General features: G+C 41.2%; 17 protein-coding genes and 3 pseudogenes. 6 read left to right on the forward strand and 14 right to left on the reverse strand.

Annotated elements, in window-relative coordinates; all coding sequences use genetic code 11:
- Window position 1: 1 nt before the first annotated feature.
- Window positions 2-286: a MipA/OmpV family protein gene (locus tag C427_RS19630; RefSeq protein WP_007639754.1), complete on the reverse strand. Its 285-nt coding sequence runs from the start codon at window positions 284-286 to the stop codon at window positions 2-4.
- A gap of 701 nt (window positions 287-987) precedes the next feature.
- Between C427_RS19630 and C427_RS28295 the strand changes: the two genes are divergently transcribed.
- Window positions 988-1122, forward strand: coding sequence for a hypothetical protein (locus tag C427_RS28295; protein WP_007639752.1), 135 nt, complete (start codon window positions 988-990; stop codon window positions 1120-1122).
- Window positions 1123-1141: 19 nt separating this feature from the next.
- Window positions 1142-1999 (forward strand): IS110 family RNA-guided transposase, encoded by an 858-nt coding sequence (locus C427_RS19635; RefSeq protein WP_007639747.1) that lies wholly within the window; start codon window positions 1142-1144, stop codon window positions 1997-1999.
- Window positions 2000-2654: 655 nt separating this feature from the next.
- On the opposite strand, the gene C427_RS19640 is transcribed toward C427_RS19635, so the two are convergent.
- Window positions 2655-3806: a hypothetical protein gene (locus tag C427_RS19640; protein ID WP_007639739.1), complete on the reverse strand. Its 1152-nt coding sequence runs from the start codon at window positions 3804-3806 to the stop codon at window positions 2655-2657.
- Between the two features lie 118 nt (window positions 3807-3924).
- On the reverse strand, window positions 3925-4374 hold the full coding sequence (locus C427_RS19645) for a hypothetical protein (protein WP_007639738.1): 450 nt from the start codon (window positions 4372-4374) through the stop codon (window positions 3925-3927).
- A gap of 451 nt (window positions 4375-4825) precedes the next feature.
- Here C427_RS19645 and C427_RS19650 point away from each other — a divergent pair.
- Window positions 4826-5221, forward strand: a pseudogene (locus C427_RS19650) (transposase); the annotation flags it as partial.
- A 440-nt stretch (window positions 5222-5661) separates the two neighbouring features.
- Here the strand turns inward: C427_RS19650 and C427_RS19655 are convergent.
- Window positions 5662-7059, reverse strand: a complete 1398-nt coding sequence (locus C427_RS19655) for a HipA domain-containing protein (protein WP_007639733.1) — start codon at window positions 7057-7059, stop codon at window positions 5662-5664.
- A complete protein-coding gene (locus C427_RS19660) occupies window positions 7043-7360 on the reverse strand; it encodes a helix-turn-helix domain-containing protein (RefSeq protein ID WP_007639732.1) in 318 nt (105 codons plus the stop codon). Before C427_RS19660 ends, C427_RS19655 begins: the two co-directional genes overlap by 17 nt.
- Window positions 7361-7831: 471 nt before the next feature.
- Here C427_RS19660 and C427_RS25190 point away from each other — a divergent pair.
- Window positions 7832-8333 (forward strand): annotated as a pseudogene (locus C427_RS25190) (transposase); the annotation flags it as partial.
- Between the two features lie 538 nt (window positions 8334-8871).
- On the opposite strand, the gene C427_RS19670 reads toward C427_RS25190, so the two are convergent.
- The 5 genes from C427_RS19670 to C427_RS19685 all read right to left on the reverse strand — a co-directional run bounded on the left by C427_RS19670 (window position 8872) and on the right by C427_RS19685 (window position 14496).
- Window positions 8872-10536: a SulP family inorganic anion transporter gene (locus tag C427_RS19670; protein ID WP_007639730.1), complete on the reverse strand. Its 1665-nt coding sequence runs from the start codon at window positions 10534-10536 to the stop codon at window positions 8872-8874.
- A 250-nt stretch (window positions 10537-10786) separates the two neighbouring features.
- Entirely contained in the window at window positions 10787-11377 is a 591-nt protein-coding gene (locus C427_RS19675; RefSeq protein WP_015431227.1) for a glycoside hydrolase family 16 protein, read from the reverse strand.
- Window positions 11358-11648, reverse strand: a complete 291-nt coding sequence (locus tag C427_RS27860; protein ID WP_236613714.1) for a LamG domain-containing protein — start codon at window positions 11646-11648, stop codon at window positions 11358-11360. The genes C427_RS19675 and C427_RS27860 overlap by 20 nt, the downstream gene beginning before the upstream one ends.
- Before the next feature lie 524 nt (window positions 11649-12172).
- Window positions 12173-13312: an acyl-CoA dehydrogenase family protein gene (locus C427_RS19680; RefSeq protein ID WP_007639726.1), complete on the reverse strand. Its 1140-nt coding sequence runs from the start codon at window positions 13310-13312 to the stop codon at window positions 12173-12175.
- A gap of 2 nt (window positions 13313-13314) precedes the next feature.
- Entirely contained in the window at window positions 13315-14496 is a 1182-nt protein-coding gene (locus C427_RS19685; protein ID WP_007639724.1) for an acyl-CoA dehydrogenase family protein, read from the reverse strand.
- Window positions 14497-14673: 177 nt separating this feature from the next.
- On the opposite strand from C427_RS19685, the gene C427_RS19690 reads away from it, so the two are divergent.
- The gene (locus C427_RS19690) at window positions 14674-15663 is read left to right on the forward strand and encodes a GlxA family transcriptional regulator (protein WP_015431229.1); all 990 of its coding nucleotides are present in this window, start codon (window positions 14674-14676) and stop codon (window positions 15661-15663) included.
- 25 nt (window positions 15664-15688) lie between these two features.
- Here C427_RS19690 and C427_RS19695 read toward each other — a convergent pair whose 3' ends face one another.
- Window positions 15689-17122, reverse strand: a complete 1434-nt coding sequence (locus tag C427_RS19695) for a vWA domain-containing protein (protein ID WP_007639720.1) — start codon at window positions 17120-17122, stop codon at window positions 15689-15691.
- Window positions 17123-18085 (reverse strand): AAA family ATPase, encoded by a 963-nt coding sequence (locus C427_RS19700; protein ID WP_007639718.1) that lies wholly within the window; start codon window positions 18083-18085, stop codon window positions 17123-17125.
- A gap of 689 nt (window positions 18086-18774) precedes the next feature.
- Here C427_RS19700 and C427_RS25195 point away from each other — a divergent pair.
- A pseudogene (locus C427_RS25195) lies at window positions 18775-19208 on the forward strand (EAL domain-containing protein).
- Window positions 19209-19395: 187 nt separating this feature from the next.
- On the opposite strand, the gene C427_RS19710 reads toward C427_RS25195, so the two are convergent.
- Together C427_RS19710 and cphA are read right to left on the reverse strand one after the other, a co-directional pair.
- Entirely contained in the window at window positions 19396-21096 is a 1701-nt protein-coding gene (locus tag C427_RS19710; RefSeq protein WP_007639716.1) for a Mur ligase family protein, read from the reverse strand.
- A 14-nt stretch (window positions 21097-21110) separates the two neighbouring features.
- Window positions 21111-23927 (reverse strand): cyanophycin synthetase, encoded by a 2817-nt coding sequence (cphA, locus tag C427_RS19715; RefSeq protein WP_007639714.1) that lies wholly within the window; start codon window positions 23925-23927, stop codon window positions 21111-21113.
- Between the last annotated feature and the right edge of the window lie 116 nt (window positions 23928-24043).

A 24043-nucleotide genomic window follows, 5' to 3' on the forward strand; every position in this document is an offset into this window, starting at 1 on the left:
CCTACAGCCTATCGCTATCGTTAGTATCAAGCTCATTAGGTGGCAAGTTTACACTCAATGCAATGGACGGCTCTCCCCGCTCAAATCCACTGAGTTTGTAAGCCAAAGAGGGACCACGCCAACTAAACCTTTTCCCTTCGTAAGTGATGATGGGTAATACCTTTATTTCTGTATCTGTTCCTAGGTATGGGTTAAAAGGAAAAATAGTCGCTATTCCAGCAGACCATTGAGTCAATAAAATCGGGCTGAACAATAGGCTAAAACTAAGTAGAGCTAAATATTTCATTAATATTCCGGATAATAAAAAATACATAATTCATATCAAATAATACCCTTTAATCAAAGATCACTTAAACACAGCAGCAAACTTTATTATTCCAATTTACCTTTGTTAATCGATGTTGCTTTCATCCCCAAAGATTTTGTTACCTAACCTGAACTCGAGTTAAGGCGTGCCGCGTTCTTAAAAACAATTTAATAAAACAGTACGTTAGGACGTAAAAATGATTTGCTAAAATATTGAATGCATCCAGTGCTGATATTATTGTGTTTATCGAGGCGAGCTTGTGAAGGAATAGCCAGCTATTGAGAGCAAGTGTACGAGCATATTAAAGTTTGAAACTCGCACAACTAAATAAAACCCGCTGTCCGACGGGTTTGTGCCAATTGCCGACATAAGGTTCTAGTCTAGAAAAGGCTTAAAACGACCTAAAGCGGTCGTAAGAGAATTCGAACTATCAGATTATATTGAGCGCAAAATCATCATACGATTAATCAAATGTGACTGACGGCAATGAGCGAAAAACAGACAAACAAGTTAATCATCTTAAGGACGGCAATTCCGACATTACTGACATTAGTAGGATTGAGCTATTTCCAATTACATCACAAATAATTTAACTTTGTTCTGAAAATCCTCAAGTCAGCCTCCGAGTTCATGTTCAGCTATGCTGAAGGTGCTCAAACCATCACAAACGGGAGGCTGTTATGTCATTTTACTCGGGCATTGACTTACATTCAAACAATCACGTCGTGGTTGTTATTGATGAAGAGGATAATAAAGTTGTGGATAAGCGTATCGACAACAATTTACACACCACACTTGAAGTACTTGCCCCTTAAAAGGGAGAAGATAAAAGCGGTGGCTGTTGAATCTACTTTTAACTGGTATTGGTTAGTGGATGGCCTAATGGAACATGGTTATCAAGTGGAGCTGGTCAACACGGCGGCCGTCAAACAATACGACGGTTTAAAGTACAGTGGTGACCATCAGGATGCCTTTCACCTTGCGCATTTGATGCGATTAGGGATATTGCCTACGGGTCATATTTATCCACCTGAATATCGACAAGTACGGGACTTATTGCGACGTAGGCGTCAATTGGTGAAACATGCATCCAGCCATATGATAAGCATTCAAAATCAAATTTGGCGCTCGTTAGGGTATCGGGTCAACTGTGTCGATATTCGTAAAAAGACCTTCACGTTACCTTTCGAGCCTGATAGTTTTTTATATTTTTCAGCCAAAAGTAATCTCATCATGCTCAAAGAATTGGACAAACAGATTGCCATCATTGAACAACAAACACTGGAAGCGGTTGAACTTAAAGATGAATTTAAACTGCTCACAACGGTGACCGGTATTGGCCCTATTTTAGGCTTAACCATTATGTTGGAAACAGAGGATATCAACCGATTTTCAGCCGCAGGCAACTACGCCTCTTATTGTCGTTGCGTTAACAGTGTGCGTGAAAGTAACGGCAAGAAGAAAGGCACAGGTAACCGTAAAGCAGGCAATAAATACCTGTCATGGGCCTTTTCCGAGGCTGCCCATTTTCTAGTGCGGTTTGATGCCAAAGCCAAACGCTTTTACGAGCGTAAAAAACAAAAGCGCAATGGTATTGTTGCCATTAGAGCTGTCGCCCATAAAATCGCCAGAGCGGTATTTCACATGTTAAAGAATAAACAGGCCTTTGATATCGAACGCGCCTTTAGTTAGTTTCCCGGTGTCATTCAGCCAGCAATCGGGGTTGGATATTAAACCAGTGTTATTCTGAATGGAGGGTGATATCGGACTTTATTTTGTTCGCCCGCATGTTAAGCCAAGTAGGGTCTGGAAGGTGAAAGCCTAGCCACCACCTCTGTGCGTATATCGCATTGGATAACATGGGGAACTGACGTTTTTGTGGCGCACAATGTGCGTGGGAAATTGGCCTTAACAGGCCAAGGACTAGAGCCAGATGGGTGACCGTTGCGGATAAATTATCCAGCACAACCAATAGAAAAACATATTAGCGAATAAAAACCGGAGCACGCTGTAAGGAAACACAAACTTAAATGTTTGCTAAAAAGCGATCCGACTTTTATCGCACTGTTGACAACGGCTGACTTATGGGTGACCCCGATAGTTTTGAATGAGTCGCGCACCGTCCATGGGTCATTGGGTGAATTTAATTTTTTTAGCAATAAAAGGGTATTTAGTGAATTTTTGGTTAAATGAATTAGGTGGTGGATTGGCGTTAGTTTAACGCTACCGCGCGTTGTTACAAAAATGATGTTTTAGGACATCATTTTATATAGTTGACATGTTTGTTCCTATTAATGCTGGATAGTTCTAATTTACGAGAGCCTACCCAACATTAATTAGGGGTAAATTAACCTTTATTCATCCGTTCCAGTTGGCGTATCTTTCTATTAATCTCTGGAAGTTGTTCTGTTAGATATTTTTTCCTTGCAATAAGTCTTGATACGCATGGAGTTTTATTAATGTAGGTTTCTTTCCAGTTGTCTGGAAATAAATTGCTAGTTAAAATATCGTTGTATTGATCGAATGTTGTCGAAAGTAATTCCTGATAATGTATATCTCCTATCTTAGATATATCTTTATCGTCAAGTTCGCCTAAGTTTTTTTCAGCTCGATATTCGTTAACTTTTTTGTAAAAAGACTCCGCTCGGTCTGATATTTCTAAAAAATCTGCATTACTGACAACAGTCTTCGGATCTAAACCATTTAGGAAATCTTTAAAGTCATTGGTAAACATTAGAAATGCATTTAGAGCTGACAAGTCTTTTCGTTGAAGTCCATATTCTACCATAGCCAGTGACTGTAAAATGTGTTCTTTGGCTTCCTTATTATCACTTCCTTCTGAGTATGCAAATCTAGCATTATTCAATTCGTCCATAACCAACTGACTTAAACCTACAGATACGTTTCCTTGCACTACTAGTTGTTGAGCAGCTTTGCTGCGAACTTCGCTACTAACCTCATCGGATTGAACTAAAACCAATAAAGCCAACAGGTCGTCATCATTGGCAAATTGAATTAAAGATTCCTTATCAATTTCTTTATAAGGCTCCAGATATTCATCGTTTAAGCGAAAAAGCTGTATACCTTCATTGGTATCTGAGACATATGCATAACCTCTAGAAAGCATCCATTCTTTCTTTAGTTTTTTTGCGTATAAATAGTCTTCTTGGGATAAATCTTCGGCTGCAACACACCAATTTTCTTCATAGCTGTACTGCTTTGATTCAATACTCTCTCCTTTTCTCAAGGTTTCAGCATACAAGTCATTTGCCTTGTTTTTAAGAGCTTGTATTTGTTTATCTATCTTGGTGTCTGATGATAGAATAGGTCTTACTAAATTTACTTGTTGTTTTTGTACAACAGGTTCGGATTTGGATTTGTTAATGTCGGCATGTATTTCAGGATAATTATCCTTTGATATTATGAAAAAATAGATGCCAATTAATGTTATAAAAAGTAGTATTACGACGACTACTTTTAAATTAACTTTTCTTTCCATTTGTTTCGCCTCCAATTAATTACAGTTATCACGTATAGTGGCATCTCTATTTGCAACACATCGAGCTACTCCAGCATCTCTGTTTGCTTTTTCCTGATTGTAGCATTTTAGATAATTATCAGAACCTTCGCTTGCTGTAAAAAAACGGCGCGTTTGCGGATTCATCTTTCTGATTTTCATCATTACATTCTGTAGATATTGTTGTGGCAAATGTCTGAAGCTCTCTAGCGACACAACTAGAGTGCGTGGCAACCGCTGATCGGGTTCCTTTCTCGCAGACTTCTTCTTTATCAATCTCAGGTACAGGTGTGTGTGGTGTAGGTGATGTAGGTGATGTATTACCACCACCACTACCACCATAAGCACTATACCCAAATCCTGGTAGTGAAGAACTAGCGCCAAACCCAGAAGTAGAAGTGCCACTTACAGAAATGACCTCGAGCACTGCTGGAGGATCATTCTGTTGAACAAATGCCAATGTGTTTAAGGAAAAAACAACCGATATTATGGCAAGTAAATTTATATTTTTTTCATCGTCTATAATCCATATAGTGCAATTATTATCCATATCTACTAAAGATTGAATGCTAGCCCCAAGTCCACAATAGCAAAATTTTTATTTCATTTTCATACGCGGTTCAGTCGGGCAATAAAGTATCCAGATAAATTTGGTATTGTACAAGTAAGAAATTAGCCGATTAAATAGAAACATAATATGTATACCTATTTAATGTTAGCTATAGTGTCTAAGTGAACATCATTTGAGAGCATTCCAACGGTAGCAACGAGCTTAAACCAGCCCCACAAACAAGCAGTAAATTTTAGTCAAACTTACCCTGAATCCTAACATGGTTCCTCAAATCTCAATGACCGCTTAGTCGGCAGGCTGTGTAAAAACTATTGATCACCTTTTGGTCTAAGTACGTGATGTTTATGATCAATCAGTCTTAGCCACCGATCCAACTTTAAGACCGAATTTAGTATCATAAAATGGTAAGCCAAACCAGAGTATATCTAACATGTCTCACCATATTAAAGGTCAACCAAGACACCAATCGACACTCTTCCCAGAATCAATAGATGACTTTGTTACCGAAGATAATCCAGTTCGAGTTATCGATATGTTTGTTGACCACCTTGATTTATTAGACTTAGGTTTTGAGACCGTTAACCCAAAGCTTACTGGCCGCCCAGGCTATCATCCTTCTACAATGTTAAAACTCTGCATCTATGGTTACTTAAAGCGCATTCAGTCATCTCGCAGGTTGGAAAAGGAAAGTCACCGCAACGTTGAATTAATGTGGTTGCTTGAGCGTTTAAGACCTGACTTTAAAACTATCGCCAACTTTAGAAAAGATAATGGCAAGGGGATCAAAAATGTCTGCCGCAAGTTTGTTGAGTTATGTCGTCAGCTCAGAAATATCGGGGTCAGAACAACGTTAAACGAATTAACTTTTACGCCAGCCCGGTTTTCTGACGGGAGGTAAGGCATGTAATCTTCTACCTGTTAGTGATGCCAGTTCATTTTTAAACCTTTCATTACCTAAAGCCATACCTGACTTAGTAGCCGCTCTAATATCTTCTAATAATTTACCTTCAACTGACATTGATCAGAGTAAATCGAAAAATTTCTATTAAATTGCTCTGCAGCCCTTTATTTTCAAGGTTTGAAATTTTACGGCTAATAAAATAGCAAAAAAATTAAAATCGATTTTTTCTTATTTACAATACATTTTGAAAATCAGTGCCCGTTTCTATTGAGCTACAGCTAAATCAAAATTATCAATAACTGTCTGCTCAACGTCAGCTCTATTACACTAAATAACGCGATCAAATAAAGTGAGTTTAACTCCCCTTATTCAAAGAACGCCTCCATAGAAGGTAAGTCTTCAATTTCTTTATTTATCTCTTCAGCTGCTTCCTTGATAATCTCGATACATAATTCGATGTGGTTGACTTCTAAGGCAGATAAACCTTGTTCTAGTGCTTTATCCTTTGCTATATCTATTTTACTGAGTACCGTTTTAATCATTTGACTCATGAGCAATTGCATACGAGGTAATGATATTTCAAACTCATCAGCAAAGTCGGCTAGCATATAGGCTGAAATAGGTGAGTTAAAGTTACCCGCGTTTCCAGTATTGTACTCTCCAATTGACATCGCATAATGTTGTGGAATAACGTTTTCTTTAGCACGTGTACCGTCAACTTGGGAGTTTTGTACTTCTCTGATGATGGCCTCTATATTCACTAGGTCATAAAAAGGTGTTAGTTCTAAGCCTTTTTTACCTACAAAAAAGCTGATGTTTTTACCATGTGCATCATAGTTACGTACTAAAATATTGAACGTCATCCAACGAACAAGTTGGGCCTGATAAGCTTCAGAATTAGTCGTTTCAACTGCAAATAATTTGGGGAACGAAACACCATCGCGGATATATATGCCATCGCCTTCATCACCATATTGGCGTTCATATTTATATGACGGAGGAAGGTTAGTCGCTTGGCAACCATCAATAACATGTCGGCGTAATACACGAGAGTTATCAGGCACAACACGCCTGTCGAAACGTTCAATCACAAAAGCTCGTACGCCACCATAGGTGCGTACTTCAACAGGAGGAACGTTAATTCCAGCCTCATCAGCTAGTAACATGGTAAAAAGTTCATTCACAGCGATAAAAGGCGCTTTGCCTGTTTCGAACTTAACAATTTTGTTAGAACATAATTCGCCTTCGCCAAAACCTAACTTGCCATCGACTTCAAGAAAATTAAGTTTATCTTGAACACCGGCAACCGATAAACGAGTTCTACCGTCCCAATAGGTGATGGATTCCCCCACAGCTTTAAAGCGAGTCAGTTTTTCATCTAATTCGTCTGTCGTTACTTCTCGGAAAGTCGTTTCTTTCGCATCACTGCCTTCCCCTCTGAAAGAGAGTGCACCAGAGGTTTCCTCCCCAATTATTTTTATTAAGCCAAACGTATTATTTTTAGAAATAGTGGTATTACTGGTAATTTCTTCCAGACCTTTACCTTCAGGTAATAAGTTTTGTAAATAGTTTCTAACGGCTCGATGATCAAAGTTACCATCTAATGGCAGATAAGGGGAAACTGCAAAGCCTTCTTCAACCCATGAGGACTCATAAGTTAATGAAATTTCAGTATCAGAGCCTACTGGAATACTGATCGTGGCGATTTTCTTATGATGACTTAGGAATACATACAAATTATTTACATTAGTACCACTGGTCATCACTTGCTCCGGTAGTATTGTTATTTTTTGTGTGTTCATCAGAGATAATACTGAATGACAAACCAAGATACTCCATCACTTTTAATATATTGGCGAGTTTAACGTTGGTATCACCCTTTTCAATTTTGATCAGAGTAGGTTTTGAGAGTGAAAGTGCTTCAGACACGTCAACCAATGTAAGCTTCATGCCTGTGCGCTTAGCTGTAATCGCTTCAGCTAACTGCTCAGGTGAAAAGCTTTTTGTTAAATCTGGCATAGTGGTACTTTTAACCACTCTACCTAACGTTTGCTTTATTGACATACAACACCATAAGTTAACTTTAATTTACTTTTAAATATAAGTTAATAAAAAACCCATCAAAAGTCAATAATAGTTTACTTTTGGGATGGTTATGCTTATTTAACCACTATAAGTAAATTATAATTAACTTTTGATTGGTTCGTTCATTGAAACAAATCTAAAGTCAACCATAGTTGACTTTAGGCTACTTCATATCTATTCCTTAACTGTAAAATTGGTCATCGGAAGAATTAATTTCGCTACTTTTTCATGAGCCTCTTTTCTCTCTTGCTTGTATTCATACTTGTTATAAATTCTCACAATATTTGAAGCGTGGTGATTTACACATTTCTCAGCAACTTCTTCTCGAATTCCTAGGCTTACCATCAGAGTAAGGCATGTACGGCGTAAATTATGTACCACAAACTCACTCCGGCTTGATCAAGAATATTTTTGGCGGGCTGTTTTTTGCTTATTACTCTTCCAAATAAATCGGCAAACGTGCCACAAACTGATACAGTTTGGCTCAGAAAAAAAAGGCATATTCAACAAATCATTATTTAAATACGATAAAGACCAAGACCTTTATATTTGCCCAGCGGGCGAGAAATTACCGTACCAACGTGACGTGACCGAAAGAGGCCTTGAGCAAAAGGTATACGTTAATTTTTACGCTTGCCGTGATTGTAGTGTTAGAGATAAATGCACGAAGTCATTAAAAGAGCCAAGGAAAATGAGACGTTGGGTTCACGAACATGAGATAGACGCGATGCAGCAGCGGCTCGACGATAATCCAGAGATATCGGTTGTGAGAAGACAAACCGTGGAGCATCCGTTGGGTACTATCAAAATGTGGATGGGCACGACACACTTTTTAATGAAGCGTAGAAAGAATGTCAGTATCGAGATGAACCTGCATGTGCTGGCTTATAACCTGAAGAGAATGATGACAATAATGGGGACAGCTGGTTTGATGGAGGCCATCAGGCAATAAGGGGAGATTTAGCCTGAATTCATGAGATAAAACAGCCTTTAAACGTCACATTTATCATTAACAACCCGTCTTAACACTCCAAATCCAAAATTCCGCGCTAACGCTAATAATCAGTGACTAAGTCATTTGGAAGGTTGAGTATCACAGAGGGTAAGATTTGGCGGTTGTAATCCGAGTTTTTACACAGCCTGTCGGATCACCTGCCATTAGGATACCAATCGACAACATCAAAAAGTCTAAAGATATACAGATTGCTTGAACGGCTCCTGTTCGCTGTGAGCTCAAACCCGTCTGTCAGTTTATTAGGTAAGGCTGAGTTTCAAACATTAATTCGTTGTATTTTTATAGAGTTTAAACTTTGGCTTTTCCTAGTTACAAACATTACATAACTTGGGCGAAAATTGAATACACAAAATCGCGGGTTTCATGGGGTTTCAGTTTCAAACTTTAATATGCTCGTACAGCAAATTTAACGAAGATATTTGCAGTAATAGCTGTACTAAACGGTATGGCTTATCCCGAGTTCAGGTTACCTAGCTCAATCAATTAAAACACCGGCATTGTGAAGTTTTTGATGAGCTAAGGTTAACGCTTGGGTACGGTCATATACAAAGTCTGCATCCGTCAGTAGGGTTTCAAAACCCAAGTGCATAAGTTTGTCTTTGGTGCGGGGCTTATTCACCAGCATCACCACTTGTTTATCAAGTTCTTGGGCATCTTTTATCAAATTTTCGATAGTCAGAGCGATAGTGTCATCTAAAAAAGAAACATCGCTTAAATCTACAATTAAAGCATGGTGATCACCCAAACTGCCCAGCTCTCTGGAGAGGGCTTTGGATACGCCAAAAATCATAGTCCCACTTAAGTAAAAATACAGGATTTGTCCTTGGGCTTTATTCAGCAGCGAGCGTTGCTCTTTATTAAGGGGTAATCGACCGTCCACATCACTTATCGCTTTAATATTTTTGGCCTGTGAAGCACTGAGTTTTTCAATCGTAATAATATTCGCAATAAATACCCCGATCCCTACGGCAACGACCAAATCAACAAAGACTGTCAGCAGCAATACCGCGTACATGATGTAACTGGTTTGCTTGGATGTTTTATGGGCGCGTTTAATAAAACTCCAATCCAGAATATCTATGCCCACCTTGATAGCAATGCCCGCCAGAACAGCGATAGGAATAACCGAGATGAGGCCAGATGCACCAAATACAGCCACAATTAATATGAACACACGGATAAGACCTGACAAGGCCGATTTGGCTCCGGTTTGGATATTCACCACCGTCCCCATGGTTGCACCCGCACCAGGCAAACCGCCAAACAAACCTGAGAACAAATTACCTAAGCCTTGGCCAATCAGTTCTTTATCTGATTTGTGCTCACTGCGTGTGAGGTTGTCGGCAATGACTGACGTTAACATCGAATCAATACAACCCAGCATACCCAGCACAATCCCATCTAGTATCATAGTTTGCAGTAATTCAGGGGTAAAGGTGGGGAACACTAATGAGGGTAAACTGACGTCAATTTCACCGATACGTTTGATATCAGGGTCGGTCAGTAAAAACACGGAGATTAACGAAATAACCACCAGCGCAATCAGTTGTGGTGGCACCCACTGTTTCACTTTTCGGGGTGTAAATAGGATTAAGAGCAGCGTACCTAGCGCCATACCCAGCTCAGTAATACTGATATTACTTAAGGTATCGGGGAAAGCGATTATCGCTCCGGTAACGCCGCCAGACGGGGCTGTGACACCTACCGCGGGTGCAAACTGCATAATAATAAGTATACAACCAATGCCTGACATAAAGCCGCTAATCACGCTATAGGGCATCAAGGTAATGTATTTACCTAACTTCAATACGCCAAATAGTATTTGGGTGACCCCCGCAATCATGACTACGGTAAATGCCATGGCTAAACCAGTATCAGGATAGCGCGCGACCATAGCCGTCACTACCGCTGCCATGATCACGGTCATAGGACCTGTGGGCTCTGATATTAATGTAGGGGTACCGCCAAATAGTGCCGCAAAAAGGCCTATAATAATGGCCCCATACAGACCGGCCTCTGGCCCTGCTCCTGAGGCTAAACCGAATGCTAAAGCCAAAGGTAAGGACACAATAGCGGCAGTTAACCCACCTAAAATGTCGCCTTTCAGACTATTTCGATTAATGGTGTTAAAAATCTTCAAAGGATGCCCTTTTTAATTCTCTAAGTTGAATGTGTGTTAATCGCGTTTATTGTATAGAGCAAGGGCAGTTTGTATATCATATTTGTTAAATATCGATGATGAATTCAGACATGTTTTTTTTTGGCAGACCTGAATATCAAATACAAAACTAAAGTGAGGGTAAAAACGAATATCAGATTTGCTATGCAATAGCCAAAATGTCTAACTGAAAAATTATCAAGCAAACTTAAGGCCACTGCAGTGCGTTTGTTTATTTCCAGACTTCGTGTTTCACCCAGTCCACTTCCATGGTCCAGTTTTGGGTCATGGGAGAGTCATTGATCTTAGCAAAATTTAATATAGCGAAGAATGGCTCAGAAAGTTTAGATGCCTCATTAGGAAGTCGATAAACTTCCATTTCTCCGAGACGGAAAATCACATCATCACCAACCCATTCTACCGAGTACTCATGGTATTCGTTAAGTTGGGCTGCTTGAACCAACATCAATGATTGCCAATCACCGCCGCCACATTGACCATTACTTTTAATGGCTCGAGCTGCATAGTGGTCAGGGCCACCGTCACTATGATGTTCAAAAATATCTATTTCACCTGAACCTGTCATTGGCCAACATACAATTTCATCGGCTTCTTGGACTGGTGGTTCATTGTTCAAAGCACCCAGCAACCACCACGCGGGGAACATTCCAGCTTGACCGCTATTTTCTACTTTTAATCTAGCGGTCCATTTACCTTTAACAAACTCTTTAAGGTTTTTTGAGGCAATACGACCAGCCACATATTGTGTATCGTGATGCTGTTGACCTTGTTTATTGAGGTTGTCACAAGGACGTTTTTTCACCCAGGTCAATCACTCGTATTTTTAGGGTTCCGTTGCTGACTTCCCGAGTATTAAACTGATTATCTGACACATAACATTGGTCTTCGTTATTCACCCATATCATTTGATCTTGCCAGTTTTTTGGATTAAAGCTGTCAAACTCGTCTAAGAAGTCTACCTGCCAACCACTCACGATAACGCCCTGCCTTTGTTGAACGGGATTTTCTAAAGGGGGTTGGGAGCAGCCAGAGACAAAAACTGCTAGCGTGATGATGGCCAAGATATTCTTCATATGAACTCCAAAATTTGCGTGGGCTACTATGCATGGACTACTAATTAGTGGGTTTGATGCAAGAAAATGTGGGTTTTATCTCGTCAAACCATTGGGGGTTGAAGCTATACATCTATAGCTTACAACCTTAAATAAGCGACATCAGTACCCATAAAAATAAATTGAGAATTAAGGCGCCCCTTATAAACATCTCTTTTATAACACGAATCGATTTTTCTACTCTGAGGATTAAGTTAGCGTGGACCAAAATTGCGACAGGTTGGAAGATGATTCTGAATTAATACTCTAGGAGTGGGCTTTAGAAAGATTATTGAACAGTTTATCAAATAACGCATCATACGAGCCGGAGTCTTGATGCAAGGTTGATTTATTTTGGGAGATTTAGTGTATTAATAAGTAGTTGAAATTAGGTAACAAATATTTTGAGTGAGGTAAACTAATTAAATGAGATGCTCAGATTAATATGACCATCTCATTAAAGATTGGATTAACGTTTATACGTTTTTATCAAACTAAATACCTTATTAGTCAGAATAAGTTAGGCTGTTAAACTTTCGCTGTTGAAAGTCAGCATCACCAAAAGTGGTGTTGATCATCATCAAACGCTTAACGTAATGTCCTACATCAAGTTCGTCTGTCAAACCCATGCCGCCATGCAATTGAATGGCTTCGTCGCCAATCAATTTACCGTTACGACCAATCATCACTTTTAACGCAGCAATGTTTTTGGGCAAATCATCTGCACCACTTTCTGCAGCGCATACTGCACGGTACAAAATTGACTTCGCTTGTTCACCTGCCATAAACATATCAACCATGCGATGCTGCAATGCCTGAAAGCTACTAATAGCCACACCAAATTGTTTGCGTGTCTTGGTGTATTCAATCGTGGTGGTGTTAAGTTTTTGCATAATGCCCATGGCTTCTGCACACAAAGCGATAATGACGTCACCCACCACTGCTTCAATCAGTGTGTAGCCGTTATCGACATCACCTAAAACGTGATCCGCAGCAACACGTACATCGGTGAGCTTGATGTTTGCAACTAGTTGTCCGTCCATCAGGCGGTAAGAAGTCCGCTCTACGCCCGGTGCGTCGGTGTCAATCAGGAACAAAGTAATACCCGCTTCATCACACTGTTCACCTGAAGTTCTCGCAGACACAACCACTTTATTAGCGGCCATGCCATTAGACACCACAGTCTTTTCGCCGTTAAGGACAAAGTCAGCTCCGTCACGTTTAGCTTGGGTTTTCACGTCGGCCAATTCAAAACGGCTTTGACGTTCTAAGTAGGCAAATGAACCTTGCAGTGAACCGTCGATGATTTTTTCAATATTGGCATCTTGCAAGGCAGTGTTACCGCTTTTATTTAGCAAGCCACCAAACATTAATACTGTAGCAACAAATGGCTCAACCACTAAACCTTTACCCATCTCTTCCATCACTGCCATCACTTCAGTGGCTCCGCCGCCAAAACCGCCATGGGCTTCGTCGAAGGGAATAGAAAGCCAACCAAGTTCAGCAAACATTTGCCAGTTAGCAGGGTTAAAGCCTAACTCACTCGAGGCATTAGCGCGTCGGCTATCAAAGTCATATTCGTCTCGCACAAAGCGCGCGACGCTGTCTTTGAGCATATTTTGTTCTTCGGATAAATTAAAATTCATGATTAAAGGCCCAATACGTATTTAGCGGTAATATTTTTCTGTACTTCGTTTGAACCACCGTAAATCGTGGCGGCTCGTCCGTACATATAAGCTTGTCTCGCTGAGTGTCCAAAAGCGTGGCCAATGGTTTCTTCAGTATCTTCACCGTGGATCACACCACTGTAATATCCGGCTAAATCCATATACATCTGCTGGATCGCTTGTTGAATCTCAGTACCTTTGATTTTTAGAAGTGAAGACTCAACGCCCGGTCCTTTGCCGTCTGCTGTTGAGGCCAGTACACGTAACTCTGTGTATTCTAAGGCCATCAGTTCAATTTCAGTATTAGAAAGACGATTCTGAAACTGGGTATCTTCGCTAAGAGGACGTCCACCGCTCACTTCTTGAGCGAGTAAATTCCGGAGTTCCCGTAGCTTACGCTTAGAATCGGCAACGGCTGCAATAGAAGTACGTTCGTGAGCCAATAAAGCCTTGGCATAAGTCCAGCCTTTGCCTTCCTCGCCAATGCGATTTGCAGTAGGAACACGTACGTTGTCAAAAACAACTTCATTAAGACTATGGTGATCGTCAATAGAAGAAATCTTATTGACCGAAACACCAGGACTACTCATATCAATCAACAGGAAGGTAATACCATCTTGACGCTTGCCAGAAGAGTCGGTGCGAACCAGGCAGAAAATCCAATCAGAATACTGTGCGTAAGTCGTCCAAATTTTGGCTCCTGTTACGATGTAGTCATCGCCGTCCAATTCTGCTTTGGTTTTTAATGCCGCTAGGTCTGAACCTGCACCAGGTTCTGAATAACCCTGACACCACCAATCTTGGTTTTTAAGAATACGCGGCAAAAAACGCTTTTTCTGTTCGTCGTTACCAAAGTCATAAATAACCGGGGCCACCATTTTCAAGCCAAATGGAACCACATCAGGAATACCAGCTAGTGAACGTTCCGTCTCAAAAATAAAGTTTTCGGTCACCGACCAATCCACACCACCATGTTCAACAGGCCATCCCGGAGCAAGCCAACCTTTTGCACTGAGTTTATTCTGCCATTCAATTTGTGCTGCTTTGTAATCGCCATCACGAGCGTTTATACGCGACGCTAAATCTTCAGTCCAAGACTCAGATAAAAATACACGTACTTGGTCTCTAAAAGCCAATTCCTCAGCTGAAAATGTAATATCCACTTTGTATTTCCTCTATCAATTGTTCATCTCGGGACTGACCCCAAGTAGGCCACTACTTTACGCCCCTTCTTTTACATTGTACTTAGGGTAAAGTGACACTTAATACAGTATATGTGTCAAAATAGTTTAGTTAAAATAGAAAGTACCCCGGAGAAAATTATTCAAGTGTCGAAAATCATGCCTGATGCAAAATGGCGAGTTGCCTTATTGATCTATAATGGTGCCTGGGCTTCTACGGTTTTTAGCTCATTGGAGTTGTTTCACAGCGCTAACTTACGTCAACCAAAGGATCAGCAATTCCACTGTGATTTGCTCAGTTCGGACAATCAACCTGTCCAGCTATATGGTGGCCATTCAATCAATGGCGATACGATGATAGGCGAGCAATCTTACGATCTAATTATACTTGCCCACTACTGGGGGGATTTCGAACAAGTCACTCAGCAACATCCTGAAATTCCACCTTGGCTGGCGCAGCAATATGCTCAAGGTGCTCGCATCGCTGGAATTAATAGCGGTATTTTCTGGGCTGCAGAGGCCGGTATATTGAACGGAGGACGAGCAACCACCTATTGGCGTCACCTGCGAGAATTTGAACAGCGTTATCCTGATATTCAATGGCAGGCTAACCAAGCAAGTGTAGAGCATGCAGGTATCTACAGCTCGAATGGCCAAAATGCCTCAATGGACCTAAGTCTGCACCTACTGGAAAAATTTTGCGGCCCGTCTCTAGCTGCAAGTTTGGCAAGAGACATTAGCTTTGATAGTCGTCGAATCAATGATGTAAACCTGATTAATATCGCCGGTTTTCGTCAACACAGAGATTTAGGCATTCATCGAGCACAGGACTGGCTCGACGAACGTTATACCGAAAGTTTGGAGCTGCAGCATCTAGCCAAACAAATTGGTATGAGTAAGCGCACCTTCATTCGCCGCTTTCAAAAAGCAACAGGTGAACTGCCGTCTCGCTATTTACAACGACTTCGAGTTGAAGCCGCAAAACACTCTTTAGGCAATACCCAAGACAGTATTAAAACAATCGGAATGGGGGTGGGTTATCGAGATGTCAGCTCGTTCTCAAAAGTATTTAAATCGCTGACCGATGTCACGCCTCGAGAGTTTCGCTCGCGCCTTCGCCCATCGCATTCCCATACAACCTCAAAATGATCGAGTCAGAACGACTGGGGATATATTAACTGTGCTTTAAAAGCCGACTAAAAATACGTTCGATATCCTTTAAATTTCGGCAAGGCTCGACACTACTGCACCAAGGCGAATACTCAGACATAATAGAGTCGCCACTATCCCAACTATTGCGCTGCTCCGGATTGAGCCACAAAACGCGTTTGCTCTGACGAAACACCTTTTCCCAAATGTCAGTTCGGCCATCACCTTGATTATTTCGCGCATCACCAAGCATGATAACCGTGGTTTTTTTATCAATACCCGCCAGCGCTTGTGACTGAAACCCTGCCAGCGCTTTGCCATAATCTGTAGACAAACCACCCCAGCGTTTCATGATTTCTTCGAGCGCCAACTCAATACCTTGTTGCTTAAAAAGTTCCGTGACCTCAATCATTTCAGAGGCAAAAATAAAAGATCGCACTTTCGGCATAACGTCTTGCATAGAGTAGAGAAACAACAAAAGAAAACGCGCAACACGACTAACCGAACCGCTGACATCACAGATCGCCACAATTTTAGGTCGTTCGATGCGCGTCGCTTTCCAGCGGGTGTGAAATAATGCTCCATCAAAAGCAGCATTGGCGGCGATAGTTTTGCGCACGTCCAACTGACCCCGTTTACGGGTTAAACGTTTGCGACTATGTTGCGAAGCTAATTTCCGTGCGGCTCGCTGTACCAAACGTTGCATTAATTTATAATCAATACGATCAAGCTGGCTTAACTTTGCCTGCTGTAGATATTCCTCACGGTACTTCAGGCCTTTATGTTGAGCAAAAATCCCATACTGCTGCTCTACATAATCTTTCACTTGATCAAGCAGACGTGCCCGAGCTTTCACTAATTCACGCTGCTTTCTTTTGTGTTCAAGACTGTTTTTATGTTCAAGACTGTTCGCTTGCGAACGGATTTCAGCGCTTAAAGCTTCATCCCCAAGGCGTTGCATTATTTTATAAGCGAAGTAATTTTTTTGAGTAAACAAAACAATGGAAGACAGTTTCTCATCTATAGCAGCCTGAGTGATTGCCAAACTCATATCTTTATTTTTACCTAGAGCCTGCCCCAATGATGAACTTGGGCTAGTTTGCATCCCCTCACCATCTGACATATCAGCTTGGCTTGAGTGCGGGTTGTTCTTTGTTTCTAGCGGATTATCAGAGGACTCGCTCTCGCTTTTATCCGCTTCTTTATTTGACCCCTTATTCAACTCTTTATTCGACGCTTTGGTTTTTCCAACACCCGCAAAATATAGGTCAAACAACTCCTCATAAATCACTTGATCAGCTTGTCGCTTGACCAAGGTTAAAGCTAAGACAGTTTTAGACGTCTGGCGACTTTCAAGTCCTAACAACTTAATAGCTTTTAACGCATCCAATGATTCGGCTGGCGACACCTGTAGACCCGCTTCACGCAGCGCACCTATAAAGTCGGCAACAAAACGCACCTAACGTAAACCCTTTAACAGGGCTTTTATTTCTGGCTCGACCAACTCAATATCATCCTGAAATTTCAGTAATAAATTCAAGGTTTCTTTAACCCAATGTGAGTCAAGCTCCTCAACATTAAGTAAAAGCAGCGCCCTTGCCCAATCGATAGTTTCACTGACAGCGGGTGATTTTTTCAAAGGCATGTCCCTAAGTTTGCCAATCAGTGCAACTATCTGCTCTCTTAGCTGCGAATCAAGACCTTCAACCTGAGTCGCTAAAATACGGTTTTCTAAAGCGGCATCAGGAAAAGGAATATATAAATGTAAACAACGGCGCTTTAACGCATCTCCAAGCTCCCGAGTATTGTTACTGGTTAACATCACTATGGGAGTCGAAACGGCTTTTACCGTGCCTATTTCTGGGATAGACACCTGATAATCAGATAACAACTCTAGTAGAAAGGCCTCAAACTCTTGATCGGCCTTGTCAATTTCATCTATCAGTAAAACGGCACCATCTTCACTCTGCAGTGCTTGCAGTAATGGTCTAGGCTCCAAAAATTCTTGAGAATAAAAGATGTCTCCAAAATCATGCAAGCGGGCGATAGATTCATCCAAACCTCGCGCGCCTCGAAGCACATCGCCCAGTTGTTCTTTAAGTACTTGGGTGTAAAGCAGCTGTTTACCATACTTCCACTCATACAACGCTTTTGACTCGTCAAGCCCTTCATAACACTGCATGCGAATAAGCGGCGCGTTTAGATAAGTGGCTGTGACTTTGGCTAATTCGGTTTTTCCTACGCCTGGAGGGCCTTCAATTAAAATCGGCTTTTGCAAATGACAAGCCAAGTATATTGAGGTGGCGACTGAATGACTGCAGATGTAACCTAAGTCTTCGTAACGACTTTGAATAATCTCTGGGGAGGCAATTTTTTCTTGGTGTTTTATAATCACGGATATCTGCTGCTTTAGGATAAACATCCAATATTATTCGCCTAAAGTTCGACAAATACCAATCACTATAAACACAGTAAAACTATTGACCAAAAGCTGGTAGTTATACATTTGGCTTGTCACTTGAGGGTCGTAATGGTTTGACGTCCAAAATCCTTATGGATGATCACATAAGGTCAAACTTTTGGGTACTTGCCATTTATTTGATAATAAAAAGACACAAAAAACTCTGCTGGTGATCTCACAGGTTATAACAGTATCAGCTGCGTTGTCACTCCTGATATATAAACATTATCAATACTTTTAGCGATCAACTTTGCATCGCCAAGCATTAATTTCACCACATGGTTTGATTACTCAGCTTACTTATGCAAATACACATCAAAGGCTGCTTTGAGCTTTGAGTTCAACTGGCGATTCATCTTTATTATCAATATTTAGAGTGTTTAGGTTATGTGCCATGTAGCCAATAGCTCACATGTGATTTAAAGCGTTTTTGTACTTCAACACACTTTAATAACAGACGGCCACAAGGACAGACATTGCTTATATAAACTGTCACTCGTCAGTCTACAATTCTCAATCCACACATATTACGTAGTTCAGGTATAGACTTATCCTTTTTTTAAAATGGTTGGCATTAAACCTGATGTGGCCAACTCCATTAAGCTGAATTTGTAAAACGCTTGGCAGTATTATTGGCCCTAAATCTCGATGTGCCACCTCATTTATTGGAATTAGGAATATTAGAAACCAGTGCACTGAGTGACATCAACTATATTATATCGACCATGCAAGCTAACATTGACCTTGGTGTACACTTTACTTTGGATGATTTTGGTACTAGGTACTCCTCCCTTACCCATCTCAGACGCTTTCCAGCCAGCCTGATAAAATAGACCAGAGTTTTATACGATATATGTTAATCAACGAGGATGACTTAGCCATTGTTTTGGGCGTTGTCAGGATAGCGAAAACATTTCAACTTGAGGTGATTGCTGAAGTGGTAGAAATAATTGAGCATGGTACTGTTCTATCGCAACTAGGCTTTGAATTAGCTCAAGGTTACGATATTTCAAAACCGATGCCTGCTATACATAATCCGCAATGGCTGGAAAGTTGGAAGTCTGATATAACTTGGCGACCATAAATAATGAGGTTTAGAATCTAAAAAACGTGAGACCTATTCGAATGTTCATTGTTTTTAGCAAAAGTGTGGTTTTCTTAGTCAAGAATAATATCTGCTTTTTGAAAAGCAGATATTATTGTAACAATAGTTAATGTTAACAAACCTGAATATCAACAATTTCAAGAGTGATCAAAATCTACAGCTTGAGTTAGTTGACCTTATGACTAACTGATTGGGTCAGGTATTCATGCACTTGTTCTCTATCTGACAATACAAATAACAACACTACATCACCGGGTTGCGCAAAATTCATAGCTATTTTCGCACCTGCTAATGGATCAGCAGCATTTTGTATTTTGTCTGAGGAGATCAATTGCTTACAAAGATATTCATTAACAATTTTCGGCACTTCACCTATCTCGCGGCCGCGCAAATAGTGCTCTAATTCAGTGACAATATATAAACTCGCATCTAACTCGGTGACTGCGTAAGTGAGATTACGAATTTCGTCGTCACTTCTGTCCCCAGCGTGGCTGAACATGGCTATTTTACGTTTAGCAGGCAATTGATTAATGGTTTTTACCACAGCTCGCATACTGTGTTCATTGTGGGCAAAATCGACTAACACCTTGATGCCGTTAACATCATAGATATTACCTCTTCCGGGGTTATCTTCTGCGTTACTACCGAAATCCTTTAAACCCACTCTAATCGCATCTGTTGGTAGATTAAGGGCTTTAGATAATCCAACCACACCTAATGCATTTTGCACATTGTGCTGAGCAGCACCATTGAGCGTCATAGGGACTTGTTCTAATGATGCGATGTTTTCTTCTACGTTACCTATGGCATACACAATATGATTATTACGCATAAATACTGCTGCGCCACCTGTTTTCAAATGGCTTTGAATCAAAGCATTGGATTCGTCTGTGCTGTACCAACAAATTTTATTATCGAGCTTTAATCCTTGCTCAATGACAAGTGTGTTATCGGCGTTCAATACTAATGTACCTTTCGCATCGAGCCCCTTAGCGACCACAAACTTTGTTTCTGCTAATTCTTCAACTGTATTGATACCGTATTGACCCAAATGATCGCTGGCAACATTGGTAATAAGCGCCGCAGCAACTGAATTAATGGGTAAACCTCTTCTTAATATTCCCCCCCGCGCTACCTCTAAAAATGCCAGCTCAGTGCGTGGGTCTCGGAGTAACATCCTGGCACCACCGGGACCTGAATAGTCCCCAGTATCAATAATGTTATCTCCCACTCGAATAAAATCAGTAGAAGTGACCCCAGCCACAAAACCAGCGGCTTTAGCGATGTGCGACGCCAAACGAACACTGGTTGACTTGCCATTTGTGCCAGTTATGAAAGCGCTTGGTATGTCTTTATAGTGTTGCCACTGAATCCCTTTCAACTCAGGCAATTCACGCACCGGCCAAGTGTGTGATGATTTACCCATACCTAGGCTGACATCGTCGTCATCGGTTATGCAACTCACTCCATGTTTATGCGCTGCTTGCATAAGCGCAATAAGCGCAGGGTTGAGTTCTTCAGCAAGCTCAACATGTAATTCACTTAGGCGTTGTTGCCAATAGGGTTCGGCTTCGTTTTTTAGTTCAGCCACACCACAATACCAAGCCAACTCAGCAAGATCGCAAGCACAATAAAGGGCATCCATAGGGGCGCTAAGGGCTAAGTTTGCCCCTTCACTATGCAGCCGATAAGTAGTTTGCTGTTGCCAACCAAACTCTGTTAGCAACGTTTCAACCCACTTTTGCCAAACATCCACAACTTTGTGCTTATCGATGCCTTCAATCACCACATCAAGAATGGCACCGGGGTGATCCCACATTAGGTTAGGACCCGTTAAACGCCTTGCTTCTTCTAGTTCTAATCGCATTATTCGAATCTTCCTCAATCAGAATCTTCGTCATGTTCAACCACTAAACGCACACCGCGCTCATCATGTACCAGCGATTCACCTGCGTTTAATTCAAACTTATGCTCTACGTGTTCAAACAGTTTTTCAGGGAAATCTTGAGAAGGTGTTTCATCTTGATTATCTTGACCTGCGTCGCTATTAAAATGCACTATCTGTTTCCAACAGCGAGTAATGTTATCGCCCAAAATAATCAGTAAATCACCTTTTTTACAATCTTTTAGACCTTGCTCGATAGCCTCTTCTTCAGCTGGGATAACTTGGATGTTATCTTCATCGATACCGGCATCCAGCAGTGTTTGTTTGAGAATTTGAGGCACTTCATCATGACCACGTCCTCGTCTGTCATCGTCAGCTTTACAAATGAAAGTATCGAAACCTTTGGCAGTAATATTTGCCACGGCTAATATATCTTCATCTCGTCTGTCTCCCGGCATCGCCATCACAATACGGCGTTTCCCACTCACATCTAAGCGTTTTGCTAAGTCGGTAATCGTAGCGATTGCAGCTGGATTGTGGGCGTAATCGAGTATCACTTTGAACGGTAGTTCATCGTAAATATTGAGTCGACCAGGCGCCTGATAGAATGACGTATTGAAAATCCGTAAACCTTGACGAATATTTTCCAGCGAGGTGTCAAAACTATAAGCAATTGCCGCGGCAAACATGGCATTTTGCACATTGTGCAATGCCTTACCTTCAACCGTGGCTGGAATTAAATGAGTCCAAAGTAAAGGTATATGAGCGCCTTTATCATAAATGGTGATCATGTCGCCGTTAATGCCTTTTTCGAGTACCGCTGCCATGCCACCGCTGCGAATATGTTCGCGCACTAAGCCATGACCTGAGTCCATAGTTACATAACATATACGCTCGGCTTCACAGAAATCAGCCATCTGTAAACACAGATGATCATCGGCATTCAACACCACTACATCTTTCGCAACTTCAACCACAACACGTTTAATTTGTGCCAATTGCTCTACTGTATTTATACCCCTTTGTCCCAAATGATCAGCAGTAACATTAATACAAGCGCCAACATTACAAGTGTTATAGCCTAAACCACGCTTGAGAATACCGCCACGCGCTGTTTCCATAATGGCAAAATCAACGCTAGGGTCACGCAATACAATTTGTGCAGCAGTGGGTCCTGTCATGTCTCCTTTAACCGTTAAATGTCCGTCAATATAAACACCGTCTGTAGAAGTCATACCCGTAGTAAATCCAGACGATTTCATGATGCTGGCTAACATACGAGAAGTGGTGGTTTTACCATTAGTCCCGGTAATAGCCGCAATAGGAATGCGCGCCTTACTGCCAACAGGAAACAACATATCGATCACTTTTCCAGCGACATCTCTGGGTGTGCCTTCACTTGGTGCCACATGCATTCTAAAACCGGGCGCAGCATTACATTCGCAAATACCGCCACCAATTTCTTTATACGATTTGCTGATGTCGTCGGATAAAAAGTCCACTCCACCTACGTCAAGACCGATGGCCTTGATAGAGCGTACTGCCATATCTCTGTTGTCGGGATGCACCATATCTGTGACATCAATAGCTGTGCCGCCTGTAGATAAGTTCGCTGTAGAGCGTAAAAAGAAAACCTGGTCTTTGTCTAATATGGTTTGTTTGTTGTAGTTTGCTTCATCCATCAAGCGTTCTGCTTGGCTATCTAGTTCCAATCGAGTTAATACTTTTTCATGGCCTATGCCGCGACGCGGATCTAAGTTAACGATGTCGACCAGCTCTTCAATACTACTGCTACCATCACCCACTACATGACCGGGAACACGTTTAGCAACCGCCACTAGTTCATTATTTACAACTAACATTCGGTGATCGTAACCCGTTAAAAAGCTTTCTATTAAAATAGCTTTACTGGTGCCGTGTTTTTGCGCTTCATGATAAGCGGTGATGACCTCTTCATCCGTTGTGAGGTTGATACTGACCCCTCGCCCGTGATTGGCATTTAAAGGTTTAACGACCACTGGAAAACCAATTTTATTAGCTGCCCTGGCGGCTTGTTTTTCGCTATATGCCATCATCTGTTGAGGAACGGGCAAACCTAAATCGTTGAGTAGGTTATGAGTATCTTCTTTGTCGCAAGAAATTTCTACTGCGATGTGTTTAGTTTCACTGGTGATGGTGGCTTGGATACGCTGTTGGTATTTACCGTGCCCAAACTGCACCAAACTGTATTCGTTTAGTCTAAGCCATGGAATATTGCGCTGTTCTGCTGCAGCCACTAAAGACCCGGTACTGGGGCCAAATTCTTTTCGTTGAGCCATGCGAACAAAACTACGAAGCTCATCGGTAAAGTCAAAATCATCCTCAATATTTGCTTTAATGACTTGTTGCACATTGGCAGGCATCAGATGCGTTAATAAACGCATCCCTAAAGAGCCAGCCTCTAGACCCACGTCTCTTTGATGATATTGATAAACAACGTTGTAACAACCTTCTTTCTTCAAACTTCTGGTGCGTCCAAAATTGACCGGTGAGCCAGCTAAGTTTTGTAATTCAAGGGCAACATGTTCCCAAATATGTCCTATCCAAGTCCCCTCATCTTCTTTCAACCGCTTGATGAAGCCGCCTTCTTCACCATATGAACAACCATGGCTTTGCAATGAAGGCAACGCTTCTATCAACCCATCAATAAAACCCGTGCCCAATTTTACCGAAGGCCATTGCTCGAGCTCACCAATATCAATTTGATAACGAATTACAGGAAAATTAGCGTAGATGTTAGGACCAACATACACATTTTTGCTAAGTATTTTCATAGACTAAGGTTTCCTGTTTAAGTTTGCTGAATTAAGATTACGTTGAAAATGAATCGATGTATTATGCATCAATCTAATTTATAGAAAAACGCTGATAAGCGCCAATTTTTTTAGTT

The organism is Paraglaciecola psychrophila 170 (assembly GCF_000347635.1).
GTDB classification, from domain to species: Bacteria; Pseudomonadota; Gammaproteobacteria; order Enterobacterales; family Alteromonadaceae; genus Paraglaciecola; species Paraglaciecola psychrophila.